Source organism: Enterococcus sp. AZ071 (genome assembly GCF_050499065.1).
Lineage (GTDB): Bacteria > Bacillota > Bacilli > Lactobacillales > Enterococcaceae > Enterococcus_A > Enterococcus_A ferrettii.
Genome location: NZ_JBIPAS010000001.1, coordinates 2,585,202 through 2,603,448, shown reverse-complemented (window position 1 = coordinate 2,603,448; position 18,247 = coordinate 2,585,202). Strand labels below are relative to the sequence as shown.

Below are 18,247 nucleotides of genomic sequence, written 5' to 3'. Positions count from 1 at the left end.
TATGGTTTCTTATATAGTAAAACGAATATTGTCATTGATTCCGGTCTTGTTTATCGTATCAATTATTGCCTTTCTGATCGTTTATCTCATACCAGGTGGGCCAGCTACGGCCATTCTAGGGATGGAAGCAAGTCCTGAACAGATTAATCAAATGAATGCACAGATGGGCTTTGATCGGCCATTTCTCGTTCAATACGTGGATTGGTTAGGAGGCATCGTGCAAGGGAATTGGGGCGAATCGTTCTTTTTACGGCAATCGGTACTTTCTGCAATTGGCGAATATTTTGGACCAACGCTTAGTTTAGCTATTTTGGCTCAAATTTTAGCGGTTATCATTGCCATGCCTCTTGGAATATTGGCTGCTTATAAACGGGGAACGGTCATAGATGTGGTCTCAGTATCTGTGTCGCTTTTAGGCTCAGCTCTGCCGGGATTTTTGCTGAGTATGTTTTTAATGCTGGCCTTTAGTGTGTACAATCAGTGGTTTCCAGTTGCGGGTTATGCGGATCTTTCGGCAGGAATTGGCGAGCACTTGAAATACTTATTTCTTCCAGCTTTATCACTTGGTATCGTGCAAGCAGCGTATCTAACCCGGATGATAAGATCCTCGTTGCTAGAGGTCCTACATAAGAGTTTTATTCAAACTGCTCGTGCAAAGGGATTAAAAGAGAAGCGGGTCATCTTAACCTATGGATTGAAGAATGCGGCGCCTGTCATCTTGACAGCGATCGGACAGTCTTTCGGCAGTCTAATAACTGGAACAATCGTTACAGAAACCCTTTTTAATATTCCAGGACTGGGAATGCTCACAATGTCTGCCATCAATCGTCGGGATGTCTTTGTGATCCAAGGAGTCGTTTTATTTGTGACTTTATTATATGTATTCGTTAATTTGATCGTCGATGTGCTGTATGGATTTGTTGATCCAAGGCTGCAGCCGGGACGGAAGTAGGAGGTGAGAGCATGTTTTTAACAAGAAAAAGTATGTCTGAAGCAGGTATAGCGATTGTTAAGGAACAAAAGCAGCTTCGCAAGGAAAAATTACTCACGAATCCAGCTCTCATCATTGGACTGATTGGTTTTGCGGCCATTTTTGCAGCGGCGATGATTATTCCCATCATTAATAAGACCGATCCTAATGCCATGGCAGTGACGGAACGTTTTAATGCTCCCAGCGCTGCTCATAGATTTGGTACGGATGAATTCGGTAGAGATATTTTGATCCGCTTAATGTATGGAGCCAGAGTTTCCCTGTGGGTAGGAGGTTCTGTAGCAGTATTTTCTTGTGTGATTGGCACGATTATTGGAATATATGCCAGCTACTTTAAGCTGTTGGATCATATTCTGATGAGAATTTGCGATGCGCTGATTGCGATTCCCGGGATTCTGTTGGCCATTTCTCTGATTACGACTTTCGGCACCTCAAGCTGGAATGTGGTCTGGGCACTGACCATCGTATATACACCAAGTGTCGCTCGTACCGTTCGAGCCAGCGCGCTGGTTATTAAAGAACAGCCCTATATAGAGGCCGCTAAGGTACAAGGCTTCAGCAATTTTAAAATTCTATGGAAACTAATTTTGCCAGGGGTTATTTCGCCGCTGACAGTTCAAGCTTCCTTCATTTTTGCTCAAGCGATCATTGCCGAAGCCTCACTAAGCTTCTTAGGGGCAGGTATACCAGCACCTGCGGCAAGCTGGGGCAATATGTTACAGGATAGCAAGCCGGTCTTCTCCAAAGCTCCTTGGACTATGATTGCTCCAGGATTGGCAGTCATCATTTGTGTGCTGAGCCTAAACCTTCTAGGTGATGGGATTAGAGATTACCTTGATCCAAGGGTAAAAGGAGGGAACAAAAAATAGTGAATAAGCCAGCTGATAAAGCAACTAAAATACTAGAAATCAAGCAACTCAAAGTAAAGTTCCCGATTCATAAAAAGTGGCTTCCAGCAGTAGATGAAGTGGATTTAACGATTCATGCTGGAGAGATTATTGGCATCGTTGGCGAATCAGGTTCAGGAAAAAGTGTGATGTCCCAATCGATTTTGCGGCTGAGAGATCATGATACAGCAGTACAATATGAAGGCGAGATTCTCTTTGAAGGCAATGATTTATTGCAGAACTCACTGTCTCAGCTTAGAGAGATTCGTGGAAACGACATCTCCATTATTTTTCAAGATCCATTGAACTCATTAAGTCCGGTGCATACGGTTGAAAAGCAGTTAAGTGAAGTGATTACGCTGCATAAGCAGGTATCCAAGGATGAAGCCAAAAAGCGCAGTATTGAAATGCTAAATTTAACTGGGATTCCTGATCCGGCAGCCTGTTTAAAAAAATATCCCTTTGAGTTGTCCGGCGGCATGCAGCAACGAGTAATGATAGCCATGGCACTTGCCTGCGAACCAAAGTTGTTGATTGCAGACGAACCAACGACTGCCTTGGATGTAACGATCCAAGAACAAATTCTGCGGTTAATTAAAGAGTTGAACGAAAATCTGGGAATGTCGGTACTTTTTATTACCCACGATATGGGGGTTGTGTCCAAGCTCTGCCATCGGATTAAAGTAATGTATCTAGGGCAAATTGTCGAGGATGCCGCAACAGAAGAACTATTTGCAGAACCCTTGCATCCTTATACAGAGGGCCTAATTTCATGTATTCCTCATCTGGAAACAAAACGTGGAGAACCTCTTCCAACCATACCAGGAACGGTTCCGTCACTTTCAGAGATACCAAAAGGCTGTCACTTTTGTACCCGCTGCAAATATGCCGATGAACGTTGCTTCCAAGAACAACCGCCGATGATCGAAGCGCGGCCAGATCACTTTGTAAAGTGCTGGAGATATGACGAAGCTGCTAATGTAGGGGAGGGGTAGTGATGGATAATCATTTAGTAGAGATTAAAAACCTTCAAAAATCATTTCCTGTACGAAGACAAAAGGCTGCCCTTTTTGGTCCGAAAGAACAAATGCTGGCAGTGGATAACTTATCCTTCCACATAAAAGAAGGTGAAACCTACGGACTAGTAGGTGAATCAGGCTGCGGAAAAACAACGACCGGGCGAATGATTGTTGGGCTGGAAAAGCCCAGCAACGGTTCGATCATTTATGAAGGAAAAGACCTAGGCACACTTAATGACAAAGAATTTTTCCCATTGAGAAAAGATTTACAGATGGTCTTTCAGAATACCTTGTCAGCACTAAATCCAAGACAAAGAATCGGCAGTATTCTCGAGGATATTTTGAAAGTACATGGCGTATCGGATGCTGCTGAACGGCGAGATCAAGTGGTTGAAGTTTTGGAGAAAGTTGGTTTGTCTGAATATCATTATTTCAGATTCCCTCATGAATTATCCGGTGGACAAGTCCAACGATTGGGAATTGCCAGTGCCCTAGTGATCAAACCGCGATTGATTATCTGTGACGAACCAGTATCTGCGCTGGATGTTTCCATTCAGGCACAAATCTTAAATACTTTGATGGAATTACAGCAGGATCTAAACTTAAGCTTACTCTTTATTTCTCATGATATCGGAGTAATTCGCTATATCTCCGATCGAATCGGAGTAATGTATCTTGGGACTTTAGTAGAAGAAGCCGACACTGACGAACTCTTTAACAATCCTCTTCATCCTTATACCAAGGGGCTGTTTGCTTCTGTGCCAGATCCTTATATTCGAAAAGAGGAAACCCCTGACTTTAGTGGAGAACAGCCAGTTAGAACAAGTGATTTTAAGGGCTGTGCATTCTACAACAGATGTCCTTTTGCGATGGATAAATGTGTTGAGGAGGCACCGGAGTTTTTGGAGGTGTCTTCGGGACATAGGGTTGCTTGTTATTTGTATGAGGGTGAGTGAGGTATAGAAGTTTGATGTTTTGTTGAATGGTAGTTGAGTTAACTATAATGATGCTGTGAGATGTGAGAATTATGGAATCACTGCTTTAGCAGCAAACTAGATTAAACAAAAATACACTAATTTTCTACTGGAGACATTAACATGGTATAATACAAACGAAAAGAGGAGTTGCGACAACAACTCCTCGAGTGTAGACCCGTTTCAGAATGGTGGCTACAAATAATTTTATAGCTTGACCACCTAAAAACTCAGCGAAGAAGTGATTAGGTGGTTATTTTTTTTGGTTATGATTGTTTATCAGTAGTATCCATGTTGATAGCGTAATCATATGTTGCAACATTTGAGAGAAATGTGAATTGAGTAATGATATAATAATCATTGGACAGTAAAGGAATTATTTTAATGACGGTGGCTATCTTTTCGGAAGTGAGGTGGTTCGTATGAACATACTCCGAAAATCTGAAGAAAGGAGCAGCCTTTTGTCAGCATATGAGACAATTCAGGTCATTCTAGGCTTTGGTATGTTTACCATTGCCTTGGTTAGCTTGATTGTTAAGTTGCTAAACAACGACAAAAAATAGCCGTCACTTTAGCGGAGCCGACTATTTTTTGAATTTAAAGATTTAGTTTTCTGCCACCGTCTTTAACGGTGCTGTCTAAAGGGAGGTTGTTGACGCAACTTCCCTTTTCGTACTCATTATAGCATATATCCTCTATTTTTGGTGCTAAAAGTGTATCATGAAAATAAGACGTACAAACAGGGCAGTGGGAACAAGTGTAAATTCCACTACTTGTATAATGGTCAGGAAAAATTTTTCCAAGAGTTTAGGTATACTCTTCTGAGAATGCAATCACAATAAAATTTTATAGATGTTATGACTTAATGTATGTAGTTTTTTATAGTTCTAAGTTTATGATGAAAGAATAGCAATTAGGGAGAATGAATATGAAAAGATTTTTTATTTCTTTGCTACTTTTGATAGCTCTCACAGCTTGTAATAATCGTATTGATGACAGAGAAAACACAAACCTGGAAAGAGAATTTTCCAATTCTTCCAGTAACAAAACATTCATAAGCAGCAGTCAAAGTGATTCAGAAGATAATATTATTATCAACGCAAAACAAGAGCCTGATCAGATTGATCGGAGCACTATTGCTGCGAATGATTTTTGGGAGCATGTTTATCAGGACAACAGATTCTCGTGTCCTTTTGATGATTTCATTATTAATATTTATGAGAGGCAAGATACTACAGATGACTTTGCAACTTGGTATCGTAAAAATCCTGATGATACTTACGTTGATTTAGGTAACTTAAATTACCAAGTTCTTTCCACGCCTAGTTGGTTTGAATTATTTGGAGAAAGTAGTCGAGGTACAGAAACATTCAATTCATGGATACACAGAGTATATGATATTCAATATTCGCAACTAAATTTTGAGGAATGGTATGAAGATAATCCGACACCTGAGAATATTTCAATGTATCCATAAGCATTCACTATCATGTAAACGAGCAGCATACTGAAATGTATGCTGTTCGTTTACATGTGGAAAGCTTTATTCTTTGAATGTGAAAACCACATAAGATAAACAGGATTTAGTTACTTTCTAAGCCGATTAGGTGAAGTATAAAATAGCATCCTTATACTAAAAACGTTCGTTTTCCTGTGCAATCGACTCCATCAAAATTACAGTTCAATATATATTAATCATTCTTATATTTTTCTTTGGAAAAAACTTTAAATTCAGAGAACAACTTCTTGTTTTTGAATTCATTCGCGCCCAAAAAGACTATATCTTCAGATTCTTTATATGAGTGTATAAATTTGATGAAATCACTATAAATTTCTTCCATATCGGTTTTCACTTTATCGATGGATACGGTTCTGTTATTGCTCTCATCAGCGTTCTTAATAGCAATATTGGAATACTCCCATTTTGAAAAATCTGAGCTATCGTAGCTATTTTCTTTATAAATATATGTTGCTATCAAAAAGTATCGACCAAATTTACTCAGTGCATTTAGATCATCGGAAATTCTCGAATTATTTTTGGGAGTGGAGCTCTTTATTTTAACGGAATCTGTTACCTGTTGTAGAAATTGATCAGTTAGTATACTTTTCAATTTGAAGGCGAAATTTACTGGCTTATAGTTTTTTAAAAATGCTTCTTCAGAGTTCTCTCCAGATAATGTTTTGAAAATCGTTTGATCTTTAAATGCAATATCATCAGTTGAGTTTTCTGCTAATTCTCCTTTCAGTAAAGTATTTGCTCCACTAGATCTAGCACTGCCCGGATTTTCTGCTAGGTAAGCTTTTACTAGTCTAGCGAAAGTTATTAAAGAATACCTATGAGAGAGGATGCTTTCAGCTTCTCCACGTCTAACAAAGCGAAAGTTATATTCCTCGTTTTCAGGAGACAACTGTAAGTTATTACAATCAGAAACGAAACTGTAAGTATAAGCGATATCTTCTGTTTTAATTGGCTTTTGCCTATTTAATGCAACTGTGATTTCATCTAAAGACTTGTCTACTAGTTCCTTATTACATTCTTTTTCATCTCTTGAGAAAATGAATAAACGTAGTAATACATAAGGATCACTAGTTTTTATTAAGGCCTTCGAGCTGGCAGTAATAGTCTGGGCCCCGTTTATTATAGAAGGCAGTTTGTCTTTGTTTATCGTTATTTTTATTTTGTCATATATAGAGAAATCAACTTGACTAACATCGTTTATATATAAACTAATACCATTATTCAAAAACCAAAATTTTTCATTCTCTTGTTCAATCGTCTTTTTTATGGACTCATTAACTCCTAATTGTTCTCCAATATTAAATCTTAAGTTTTTTTCGAATAGTGTGTTCCCCAGGATATTATATAGTTCCAATATATCTTTTAGGCTGGCAGAAAAAACATATCCTTTTAACCGTACGCCATCACTAATTTTCATTTCACGTTCTAAGCTTTTTATCCTACTATCAATTGAAACATATATTGTTTCTTCATCGGGTATTTTGGTTATTACAGAAGAGCTATACACAATATTTCTTATATAAAAGGTTTCGCCATAACATTCACTTAAGAATTTTTGGACATTCTTTTTTATTTTTAAAATATCTTTATCTGATTTTCCTCGAGAAGTAACGGGTCTTTGTAGTACTTCAAAAATAATAAACTTTTGAAACTTCCTCTTTTCTTTAAAATTCACTTGAGATAGATAATCATAAATTTCTTCAAGTGATAAGTTTTCATTTATTACGATAAAGAAAATTTCTTCATTAGCGAGATCAATATCTTCGGATGTGAAAATATAAGGTTTTTCATTATTTAAAAAATATGCTGCAGAACTTTCAAATTTTTCTTTGTCAAATTCATCAATATCATATTGACTCAACCAATCGATCAACTGGGTAATCATAAATTTCCCCCTACTAGTTTTTTCAAATTATCTAATGACATTGTTGTCATGTTGGATGGTATTCTCTTGGATAACTCGTCTAAAAAATCACCAATTAATTTATAACATTTTGCGGATTGATCATTGAAATTATTAGCTTTGCAAGGTTTTGAGATTTCAATAACATCTTCAAAGGACTGCATGAATCCTAACAAATATAGTTCTATTTCAAGTATTTTATCCAACATAAATTTATTAGAGCATTTAGAATGCATTGCTTTTAATATTAAGGAATTAAAATATTCGATATTTTTTTCTAGTTCATAATAAATTTCACTGCTTTGATCTTCACTGTTTTCAACTAAAATTTCAGCTTTTTCTGTTAAGTACCCAACAAGGTTGTCAGCTTCGGGATAGATAGAGCCCATTGTTATACCAAATATTTTTTTTAAGTCCTTACGGATTTTTTGTTTGAAATTTTTGTCGATTATTATTTTCTTTTGTCTCCATTCAGGAATAGGTATGAATTGATTTCCTGAAAAAAGGACAAAGCCCCCCTGTTGTGATTTTATTCTTGAATTTATATCGCTGTGATCAATAAATTTATGGGCATAACCATTTATTCTGCTGGAATTTAATAAATTGTTGGGAGTAATTATATTTTCAAAGAATTTTTGTATTGTGGAAGAATTTGAAGAATACATTTTTTCGACCGCATATACTAAAACAACCCCGTCAGAATTATCTTGGCTATCAATGGATTTTGTAAAATGTGGAGTTGTTGCAAAAAATAGAGCGATTAATGAATTAAAGGTAGTATCTAGTAACCTACTAGGAAAACCGCCATGTTGAGCGTCCATGGCAGCCTGCAGATATATTTTATGTGAAGATAATTTATTCATAATAACTTCATCAATAACATTTTTCTCATATATAGGAGACTTTAGAATTTTCATGTAAGTATCATCCCTAAAGATATTTGGCATGCCAGAGGTTGAATAATTCTTTTGTTCACCTCGAAATACAAACATACGACAAGAAGTTGATCGTTCTAACTCGGAACTTCTTTTACTTATCTCTTCAATAAACTCGTGTATTGATGTTACTTTAATATCCATTTTTACACTCCTGTATTCTAAATACAATAATATTTTTAGTCTAGATAGGGAATTTGATAATGATAATTTAAAAATACTTACTATTAGATAATCAAACAAGAAGTTTATAGAAGGCACTATGATTAGAGTATCTAAAAAAGTAGAATAGCAACATGCTTGTGACGTATATATATTGGGATTGTAGCATATATATTCAATTTAATAAAATTTATTATTAGTGGTTTAGTAATTTGAAAGTTAATAGAATAGCTACAAGAATAAGAAAATTCAACTCGCATACCTCACCTATAGAGAAACAACGAATAAACATTGATTTATAGTTTCAAAATATAGAGATTTCGTTACAGTATAGTTTAGACGGTTGTGAAATAGTCTCACAGGTGTATAAATGATCTATTAAGGAACGATTATGATGTAACTGAATCTCGAAACTCTTTATATGGTAAAATAGTTATGTCCAGTTTCAGTTGATAGATATTTTTAGTTAAAAAATGAAGTGTTTTAAAATTCCTTTGTAAAAAACGAAATAACTAGGGGATTTTCGAACGTGTAAAATAATACAATAGTACTTAATATCTTTTAAAAGATATCAAGTACTCGAATTAAAGGCGGATTAGTGATGTACAAAGTTATAGATTTATTTTCAGGAGCTGGTGGATTGAGTTATGGTTTTCACCAGAATGTTTCTTTTAGAATTGTTGCTGCTGTTGAAAACAATAAATATGCACAGAAAACTTATGAAGCAAACCATAAAAAAGATTTTGAAATGTTGTCAAATATAGAAGATGTTAATTATAAGGCATTGATAAAAAAATTTGGGAATATTGACATAGTCATTGGCGGTCCTCCATGTCAAGGGTTTTCAAATGCAAATAGGCAAAAAACAGGGATAGTAAGTTCAAATAATAACTTGGTTAAAGAATATTTTAAGGCGATAAAACAATTAAAACCTAAAGTGTTTGTTATGGAAAATGTAAAGATGCTTAGTTCTGAAAAGCACAGATTTTATAAAGCAAAAGGCGACAAAGGAGAAGTAGATTCTTTTGGTATTGAGCTAAGGAATGAAAGAATTGTTATTAGTGAGCACAATATATTTAGATTTGATGTTTTTCTAATTGCTGAAAAACAGACATATAGGGAATACATAGTCGACGAAAAATTATTCAAATCTCTAAATACACTATGTAATAAAAGGAGAGATATAGAAAAGATTGAAAGGTTCTTAATCAAAAATTCCAAAATGCTGATAAAGTTGATGGGAGAGGAAAAGATAGGCTATTTCCAGCCGGAATTTGAAATATTTAAAAGAGCAATCGAAGGAAAAACATATTCCACCTATTTCTTTGAGACTTTAGAACAGTTTATACTTTTTGAAAAATCTATGAAGATCCTTGAGGAAATAGAAATTAATCGCTTAGTTAGAAAATATGGAGAAGATAGAAATACGGTGTACGCGGAGGTATCATCATACTCTGTAATTGAATATATTGATAAAATTTTAGGTGAAGAATATGTTCAAACTAAAAAGGTTATAAATGCTATCGACTATGGTGTTCCCCAAAAACGTCAACGATTTATTTTAGTAGGTGCAAGAAAAGATTTACCTAATACAAATATTTCGGGTTTCTTTGAATACGAGTTAGAAAAGATATTTACAGTTAGAGACGCTATAGAAGATTTGGAAAAATTGCCTATTAGTACATCTAATATTCCAGAGGAAACTATTCTTTCAAGTGAATATAATTGCATGCAAAACGAATATAGAAGGGATATTTGTGATTCTGAAATAATATATAATCATGTTGCTACTAAAACAACAGATGTAGCACTTCAGAGATTTAAGCTTTTAGGGGAGGGGCAAAATTTCCATGATCTTTCCAACGATATGAAAAGTACCTATACAACACCTGAAAGAACACAGAATACTATATATTTAAGAATTGTATATGATAAACCAGCAGGAACTGTTGTGAATGTAAGAAAATCAATGTGGATTCATCCTAAAAAAGATAGGGCAATAAGCATAAGAGAGGCTGCGAGGCTACAGTCTTTTCCTGATAGTTTCATCTTCAAGGGGACTAAGGATTCTCAATATCAGCAAATTGGAAATGCTGTACCGCCAAAAATTTCACAAATATTGGCTGATGAAATCCAAAAGATGTTATCTAAATGAAGGGGTTACAAAAATGAAAAAGTATTATAATTGGTCATTTCCAAGGTTAGATGGTGGTGGTGTGGAAGGACTCCACGATTCAGGAGTTGAAACTTTTAAAAATGATATATATGAAAGTTTAGCAAAAGAGGTATTGCAGAATTCTATTGATGCAAGACTAGATATGACGAAACCTGTAAAAGTAAAATTTGACCTAGCTAAGGTCGAGGCCCATTCATTTCCAGATTTCAAGGAATATAGGTATATATTGAAAGACTGCTTAGAATCATGGAAAGATAATCCAAAAACTAAAACCTTTTTTGAAAGAGCCTTAAAAAGTTTAGACAGTGATTTCATAAATGTCCTTAAAATTAGTGATTTCAATACAACTGGTTTGAAAGGATCTAAAGACTTAAAGGATAAGAATAGTAATTGGGTGGGGTTAGTAAAATCAATTGGAAATTCTAACAAGACAATGGGAGCTGGAGGAGCTTTTGGTATAGGAAAACACGCTCCATTTGCTTGCTCTTCAATAAGAACTGTTTTTTACAATACCTTAGATATTCAAGGGAATAGAGCATTTCAAGGAGTGACCAGATTAGTGAGTCGCACTTCCGAAAATCAAGAATATAGGGGTACAGGTTTTTATGGTGATTCTAGTAAAGATAATGCACCAATATATGATGAAGAGATTGAAGGGGTGGACTTCTACGATCAAGCACTTTTTTCTAGGCAGCAAACAGGTACAGATGTCTTGATATACGACTTTTTGCTCGACAAAAAATGGATTTCAAAAATTATTCAGTCTACTTTACGAAATTTTTTTGTTGCCATTTTTAATGGTTCATTGGTAGTTGAGGTTGGAAAAACAAGAATTCATAAAGGTAATATTTTGCAGATTATTCAAAAACAATCAACTAAAGAAACATATTTACCTTATCTATACTATTTAGCAATGACTGAGGGGAAAAAATTTCCTAAAGAAGGTTATGAGTACGGGGATGAATATGATGGCTTAGAACTATATCTCATAGAGGGGAAAGATTATCCTAAACAAGTGGCTATGTTTAGAAAAATTGGGATGAGAATATTTGATAAAAAAAGGTTCGTTGGAGCGACAAATTTTGTTGGTGTATTTTATACTAGTGGTTCTGATGTTAATCAAAAACTAAGTGAAATGGAACCAGCAGCTCACGATAAATGGGAACATCAAAGATCTAAAGATCATAAAGGCAGAGAAAACTTTAATTCACAGAAATATCTAAAGGGAATTTATGATTGGATGAAAAAATGTGTTCGTAGTTTAGTTGAATTATCTGAGGAAGATTCATTGGATTTTGAGGGAGCGGGACAATATTTACCTCTTGATAGAGAAACTGATGATATAAATAATAAAAAAGACAGGAAAGATATTTATCCTAAATTATCAAAAGACGATGTTCCAATTAAGGATGAAGGGTTAGACAAATTAGATTTAAAAGATTTCACAAAGGATGATAGCGAAAAAAGATTAGGTGAAAAAACAGCAAGAAATAGAAAAATGAGTGATGAACAACATGACAAAGGTAATGAGAATAATAAAAATGAAACTGATGAATTGGATGGAGAGTTAACACCAGTAGACTCTTATCATAATGTGATAGATGTAGCGATCAAAAGAATTATTTCCATCGACAAAAGAAAATACAGAATAAGTCTATACTCGAATGTACAAGGAAAAGGAATAATAGAGTTAAGCATCTCTGATGAGACCAATCGTATCCTAAAATATAATATTGCTAGAGCAAAAGATTTCTATGGTGGGAGTATTAGAGTCAGTAAAAATAAAATAGGACCGATAAAATTCAAAAAGGGAAAAACTACTACTATAGAAGTTGAGTTCGAAGAAGAAATTTTAGCAGCATTTGTTGCTATAGTTAGGAGTCCGTAAGATGATAATAAAAGAAAAACTTTATCCCTATCCTGTTCTAGCTTATTTTAATGACGATATAAATGGAAAATTTGAAATAACTACTATAGATGCTGCAATAACCATAGATAAAAATAAATACGTGGTTCAAGGGGAAACCTATTTATCCAATCCTAAAATTGAAGAGTTAATTCAATCGAGGTCAGCTAATATAATAGTACACATCGAATGTAGAAAAACGAGATATCGTCAAACTTTTAATATAGATAGCAATAAAGAATTCAAGTGTGAAATAGCTGCAACCAATTTAGAAGGAAATGTGGATATTCAATTAATAATAGTTGCTACAAAGAGATTGGCAGAATATAAAAATAACGATTGTCATCTAGACTTTGAAGGGTTAGTCTTTCCGATAGAAGCAGGACAGATTTTAGCGGTATGTAAACCTTATAGTTTTCAAGCACAACGTGAGCCAAGCAAAGTTAAGAACTTGCCATCTATTTTTATAGTAACTAGAAATTTAACTGATGAAGATAATCCACTTGAATATGAGCTGGGAAACGATCAAATAATCATAAAGTTGTCTAAAGAAAATTATTTAAGTTACAAGACTTTAATGAACAATACCTATGCTCAACCCATAATGTCTTCTATGATTATAGTACCTGTCTTAGCGAATATTCTGAACTCCTTTTCTGATGAGAAAGATTTTAATGAGTCTAGTAGTGAACAGTGGTTTATGAGTATAAGAAAACGAATGGAGGAGTGCCATTTAGTCTTTGAAGAAGTTGACTGGGAACATGAAGCTCTATCTGTAGCAAATCAGTTGATTGGAGATCCCATCACACTTGGATTAAAGAAAATACAGGAAGGGACTGATTAGAGGTGGGATTGAAAATATTTAAAGAAAGCGCGTTAATACAAATAAATGATTTTGTTGGTAGAGAAGATTTTGAATTATTGGAATTATCTGAAGATGTTAAATGGGCGTTGAATCTTTTTTCGGATTTTGACGAAAGTGATTACCTCTTCGAATCGAATGTTGTATTTGATACAAATATTATTCTGGAATCTAAAGTTGAAAGTGATTTTGATAACGCTATTTTACTATATGAAAACTTAGCATTAACAAATGTACAAGCTGTGGATGAGAGATTGTGGAGCTATCTTTCTCTTGTTGAATTTTGGAATTATACATTTAAAAGATGGATTGAAGGAAAAAAATCTTCAAAAAGAGTCATTCTGGATAGAGGTATACTTAAGTCTAACGAACAGACTGATAGAAGGTTTGTAAGAAATTGTATTTCGAGATTATGGTGGGGAGTTCACTCAACGATTTGTGACGATAAAGAAGATAAATATGAATTAACTAAATTGTTATTTTCTTATCAAGATATCCATCAGCAAGTTTTAGAACGTAGTTATAGTAAAAACCCTAGTATCATTAAAGCAGTATTAACCTATATAGGTATTATGGAGACTAAAGGGGAGTTAACAAGAAAGAATTATAGGTGTTTGCTAAAAGAAATTACTAGACTAAGTGGTGTTATTGTAATAGATGCAGTATCGCAAGATGAGCTACTTGAATTACTATTACAATCTGAGGATCTAAATAGAATTTTTTCTAAAGAAGAAATGGCACAGTAAGGTTACTTTATTAGGATAAATATTTTAATTAGAAGGAGTAGATTAATACTGAATGTTTTAGAAAGTTTGAATGATTTTTTTCTTAATACAGAAGAGCTTGAAAAAAAAAGATTTGACCCTATCTTGATAAGAGTTGCTGAATTCATCAATAAATATGAAGAGAGTGGAGACAAGCAAATAAGGTATGATATATTAAGGCTTCTCAATTTATATAGAGATGCGCGGGTTTCGGAGGATTCGAATGCTTCACTTGCAATTCTTCGACAAGATAAAGATATAATAAACGAGAATAATCTCTTGCATAAAAAAAAATATTTAGTGAGCACTTTGACAACCTCCTGTGATTTTTATGAGAAGATTGATAATGCTTTAAGCCTTATAGGTATATGCGTTGAAGGAATGATAAAGTTTCATTATAAAGAGATTTATCAATTGTTAGTACTAAAGAATAAGTCAAAAATTTTATCCGATAAACAATTGGCAGATATTAGGTTAGGTGTTTTAAATGATTATTTACTCATTAAATGTGGATCTGAATTAAAACACTTATTCCAAACTTCTCCTCCTTTAGAATATCGACTGAGTGATTGGAGAAATATGATTTTGCATAAAAACTACTTAGTTCAAGGAGATAGAGTAATTGTAACATTTAGTGCTGGTAAAACAGAAGCGAAGTTCAATCTTTCTTTCGAAGACGTGATTAAGTATTATGCAGAAATAAACAGGATAGCCACTGTATTACAAATTGTTAGGACTCTTTTTTTATCAGAAGAGGTTCTAATTTTGTCAGAAGATACTGCTAATTATGCATTTGAACAAGAAAAGAACAATCCCCAGATAAAGAATGAATTACTGATAAAGGATTTTGAAATAGTATTAGCTTCACTAAAAATTGATGTAGAGGCTTATATAGAAACTGAGGCTAATACACGAATAATTGTTAAATCTATGCTTAAAAAAACAAATCATGTTGAGGTGTTAGTTTATTTAATCCCCCTGTTATATAAAGCCTGGGAAATATCTAGAAAGAAGAAAATTCAGATTCTTTATAAAGAGAAAGATGGGGAAAAAATTTGCTTACTGGAAGCTGACAATTTGATATGTGCTGAAGTTGAACAGAAGAAAGATCTGGATATTATAAGGGAGAATTATAGTGTGAAATTTTATAAATGAGTTTGGTTGATGATTGCCACTTTTCAGGTAAGTGGCTCTTTTAGTGGTATTTCTTATCATGAACCCTCTTCAAGACTATTTCCACACACGCCTCTAGATCTTTCATCACTTGATGCTTTTCCCAAAAACGTAATACAGTCCAGCCTAGATCCTGCAACTCCTCATTTACAGTCTTATCTCTTTCCATATTCTTCTCAATTTTTGGAATCCAATAATCTCTATTTGACTTAATTCTTTTAACCTTTTGATTTTTCCAATCATAACCATGCCAGAATTCACCATCTACAAAAACAGCAATTTTGTATTTTGTGATCGCTATGTCTGGTTTCCCAAGGAGTTTCTTATAGTTCCTATAATATCTAACACCAGAGTGCCATAATGCTTTAGCTAATACAGTTTCGGCTTTGCCGCCAGTAGATCGTATTTTTGACATCATTTGTGATCGATATTCTTTTGATTCAACCATACTGATCCCTCCAATAAAGCTAAGATAGTTTAATTTTTAGCACCTTGTTGTAGATTTTATAAGCAAAACCCAACTATTCATTATACTTAACGGGTAAATGGCAAGGTTATTTTGAAGCGAGCACTTAAGATGTTTTTGAATAAAAAGAATTTTTTTTAGATAATTTGCTTTAGATAATTACATAGTTAGGAAATGGTGATGATCGACTGAAAGAGATCATCACCATTCTCTTTGAACGGTAAAGACGAAATGGTAAACAAACATCTATTTTTTCAAAATCACCTACCTAACTCCATCCATTCATCCTATAATATACATACAGAAAGGCAGGCAAACACTATGAAAGCATTTAAAATTCAAGGAAACTCTAAAAAGTATAAACTAACAAGAACCAATAATAACGGAACTATAACTCTGCCTTTTGATATAAAGAAACGAAGTGGACTGAAACTGGACGATGGTACAGACAATGTTTCAACTGACCGTTATCTTTATACTACAAAAAATATCAAGTCCATTAACTCAAACAGCATTGACACCATCATAGATGCGTCAATAGAACAAAATTTAGATGCAATAAAAGATCTTGTAGATTTATAATATTTTAGCGAAAATGCCTACTGTAGAAATTACGACATCAGTAAAGCTGCAACACTAAAACGATATTTTTCACACATGAAAAGAGGCTGTGACATAAGTCTTAAAAAAATGCCGGTGAAATGACGATTATCGTTCATTTCACTGGCATTTTTGGGTAAAATAAAAGAGTATAGGTGGCCGCCTATACTCAAACTTTAATCCTCGAAAGGACCAAAACACATGACTAATTATAACATGGCTCAGCTTACTTTGAATATATCTACTTCCTATGTTCCCAAAAAAGAGAATACTGCCTGGTTTATTCATGAATTAGTTGAGGCTCTTCAGTTCAAGGATCCTTATCTTTTTGGTAGACCTCGGGAGTACGATCTTAGTTTAATGCTAAAACTCGTTTTATTTGCTTATACTCGCAGCGTATTTACTAGTCGTAAAATTGAACAACTTGCGGAAGAAAGTTTGCCAGCACGCTGGTTGACGCAGGAACGTGTGCCTTCTTATCGCACTATTGCACGTTTCCGTATTTCCAACGATGTAGAAGCGTTAGTCAATCAAAGTCTGGAATCATTAACCAGCTATTTACGGGAACGTCAATTAATTGATGACGCCCTCTTTATTGATGGCACAAAGATTCTGGCCGATGCGAATAAATACAGTTTTGTTTGGAAAAAGAGCACACTTCGGTATGATCAAATGAATCGTGAAACGATCTTGGCCTTGATGACCGAGCTAAAGGAAGCCTATCAAGTAAAACATATTCCTGAAGGTTCAGACCTTACCTTGGACCGATTGGATGAAGTTCTAACACGGTTAGAGCTGCGTTTAGAAGAGGTAGAACAGGAAGTACAAGAGACCAAAAAGGTCTCACCTAATCCTGCAAAACAACAACGCCGAACAGTGAAATCACAAAAACGAAAACTAACGGAACGTCGCGAAAAAATGGCTGAGCATCACCTTCGTCTTACTCTTTGTGGAACTCGCAATAGTTATTCAAAGACGGATGTAGACGCTACTTTCATGCGGGTTAAAGAAGACCCAATGCGTAATGGCCAGTTGAAACCTGCCTATAATCTACAACTTGCCACTTGTAATCAATATATAGTAGGTTATGATGTTTATCAAAATCCGACAGACACAAAAACGTTACTTCCATTTTTAGACAAAATGAATTTGGTTGAAGAAACCGTGATTGTTGCTGATGCAGGATATGGGTCAGAGAAAAATTATCGACAATTGGAGGATCAGTACGCACAACATACTGCGTTAATTCCTTATGGAACAATGCTCAAAGAACAAAGTAAAAAATGGAAAACAGATGAACGAAAAGTCATGAACTGGACCTATTATGAAGAAGACGATTATTACGTGGATCTAAAGGGAGTCCGCTTCAATTTTCATGCCTACCGTCAACGAACGGATAAGGAAGGATTCGTAAAAGATTTTAAAGAATATCAAGCGGAGAAATATGATCAGAATAAACAAGTTATTCCAGCCGCATTAACACAAAAAGGATACACCAGAAAAATAAGCGTCAACCCTTCCTGGGAATATTTTAAAGCGAAACAAGTCACACTGCTTTCAACTCCTGAAACAGGAAAAATCTATGCACGAAGAAAAATCGACGTAGAACCTGTTTTTGGTCGGATGAAAGCTTGTTTAGGTTTCACTCGTTACCATGTTCGAGGTATGGAAAAAGTGAAGAGAGAAACCGGCCTCCTCGTGTTGGCCCTCAATAGGATGAAGTTGGCAGTTGCAGGACGAACTTCAGGACTTCTTACATAGAAAAATGCCCCCCTCACTGAAAATCATTGATAGATTTTCGGGAGGGGGGCATTTTTTGTTCGTTTAGAGACTACTTATGTCACAGCCTCTTTCTTGTAGCTGAGTGAAAACTGATTTGACGAGTTTCATGTTAGCTAAATACTAAATAT

Annotated in this window: 15 protein-coding genes and 1 pseudogene; 13 read left to right on the top strand and 3 right to left on the bottom strand. The window is 34.7% G+C overall.

From position 1 onward, the window contains the following. Position 1: 1 nt before the first annotated feature. The 6 genes from IGI49_RS12870 (at position 2) to IGI49_RS12845 (ending at position 5,348) form a co-directional block, all read left to right on the top strand. The gene (locus IGI49_RS12870; RefSeq protein WP_429964812.1) at positions 2 to 952 is read left to right on the top strand and encodes an ABC transporter permease; all 951 of its coding nucleotides are present in this window, start codon (positions 2 to 4) and stop codon (positions 950 to 952) included. A gap of 11 nt (positions 953 to 963) precedes the next feature. Then, complete coding sequence (locus IGI49_RS12865) at positions 964 to 1,860, top strand: ABC transporter permease (RefSeq protein WP_429964811.1); 897 nt, start codon at positions 964 to 966, stop codon at positions 1,858 to 1,860. Next, entirely contained in the window at positions 1,860 to 2,873 is a 1,014-nt protein-coding gene (locus tag IGI49_RS12860) for an ABC transporter ATP-binding protein (RefSeq protein ID WP_429964810.1), read from the top strand. Before IGI49_RS12865 ends, IGI49_RS12860 begins: the two co-directional genes overlap by 1 nt. A gap of 2 nt (positions 2,874 to 2,875) precedes the next feature. Further along, positions 2,876 to 3,853 (top strand): ABC transporter ATP-binding protein, encoded by a 978-nt coding sequence (locus tag IGI49_RS12855; RefSeq protein WP_429964809.1) that lies wholly within the window; start codon positions 2,876 to 2,878, stop codon positions 3,851 to 3,853. Positions 3,854 to 4,293: 440 nt separating this feature from the next. Continuing rightward, positions 4,294 to 4,434 (top strand): type I toxin-antitoxin system toxin PepG1, encoded by a 141-nt coding sequence (gene pepG1, locus IGI49_RS12850; RefSeq protein WP_429964808.1) that lies wholly within the window; start codon positions 4,294 to 4,296, stop codon positions 4,432 to 4,434. Between the two features lie 365 nt (positions 4,435 to 4,799). Beyond that, complete coding sequence (locus IGI49_RS12845; RefSeq protein ID WP_429964807.1) at positions 4,800 to 5,348, top strand: hypothetical protein; 549 nt, start codon at positions 4,800 to 4,802, stop codon at positions 5,346 to 5,348. A 214-nt stretch (positions 5,349 to 5,562) separates the two neighbouring features. Here the strand turns inward: IGI49_RS12845 and IGI49_RS12840 are convergent, their stop codons facing one another. Then, entirely contained in the window at positions 5,563 to 7,275 is a 1,713-nt protein-coding gene (locus tag IGI49_RS12840) for an AIPR family protein (protein WP_429964806.1), read from the bottom strand. Next, entirely contained in the window at positions 7,272 to 8,372 is a 1,101-nt protein-coding gene (locus tag IGI49_RS12835; protein WP_429964805.1) for an FRG domain-containing protein, read from the bottom strand. The genes IGI49_RS12840 and IGI49_RS12835 overlap by 4 nt, the downstream gene beginning before the upstream one ends. 619 nt (positions 8,373 to 8,991) lie before the next feature. Here IGI49_RS12835 and IGI49_RS12830 point away from each other — a divergent pair. From IGI49_RS12830 to IGI49_RS12810, 5 genes are all read left to right on the top strand, one after another. Continuing rightward, positions 8,992 to 10,545 (top strand): DNA cytosine methyltransferase, encoded by a 1,554-nt coding sequence (locus tag IGI49_RS12830; protein ID WP_429964804.1) that lies wholly within the window; start codon positions 8,992 to 8,994, stop codon positions 10,543 to 10,545. A 13-nt stretch (positions 10,546 to 10,558) separates the two neighbouring features. Then, complete coding sequence (locus tag IGI49_RS12825; protein ID WP_429964803.1) at positions 10,559 to 12,454, top strand: hypothetical protein; 1,896 nt, start codon at positions 10,559 to 10,561, stop codon at positions 12,452 to 12,454. Position 12,455: 1 nt separating this feature from the next. Continuing rightward, positions 12,456 to 13,316 (top strand): hypothetical protein, encoded by an 861-nt coding sequence (locus IGI49_RS12820; RefSeq protein ID WP_429964802.1) that lies wholly within the window; start codon positions 12,456 to 12,458, stop codon positions 13,314 to 13,316. Positions 13,317 to 13,324: 8 nt separating this feature from the next. After that, positions 13,325 to 14,080: a DUF6339 family protein gene (locus IGI49_RS12815; protein ID WP_429964801.1), complete on the top strand. Its 756-nt coding sequence runs from the start codon at positions 13,325 to 13,327 to the stop codon at positions 14,078 to 14,080. A gap of 66 nt (positions 14,081 to 14,146) precedes the next feature. Next, positions 14,147 to 15,253 (top strand): hypothetical protein, encoded by a 1,107-nt coding sequence (locus IGI49_RS12810; protein WP_429964800.1) that lies wholly within the window; start codon positions 14,147 to 14,149, stop codon positions 15,251 to 15,253. 40 nt (positions 15,254 to 15,293) lie between these two features. Here the strand turns inward: IGI49_RS12810 and IGI49_RS12805 are convergent, their stop codons facing one another. Next, the gene (locus IGI49_RS12805) at positions 15,294 to 15,719 is read right to left on the bottom strand and encodes a very short patch repair endonuclease (protein ID WP_429964799.1); all 426 of its coding nucleotides are present in this window, start codon (positions 15,717 to 15,719) and stop codon (positions 15,294 to 15,296) included. 339 nt (positions 15,720 to 16,058) lie between these two features. On the opposite strand from IGI49_RS12805, the gene IGI49_RS12800 reads away from it, so the two are divergent. Next, positions 16,059 to 16,319, top strand: a complete 261-nt coding sequence (locus IGI49_RS12800; RefSeq protein ID WP_429964798.1) for a hypothetical protein — start codon at positions 16,059 to 16,061, stop codon at positions 16,317 to 16,319. Positions 16,320 to 16,538: 219 nt separating this feature from the next. Next, positions 16,539 to 18,074, top strand: a pseudogene (locus IGI49_RS12795) (IS1182 family transposase); the annotation flags it as partial. Positions 18,075 to 18,247: the final 173 nt, after the last annotated feature.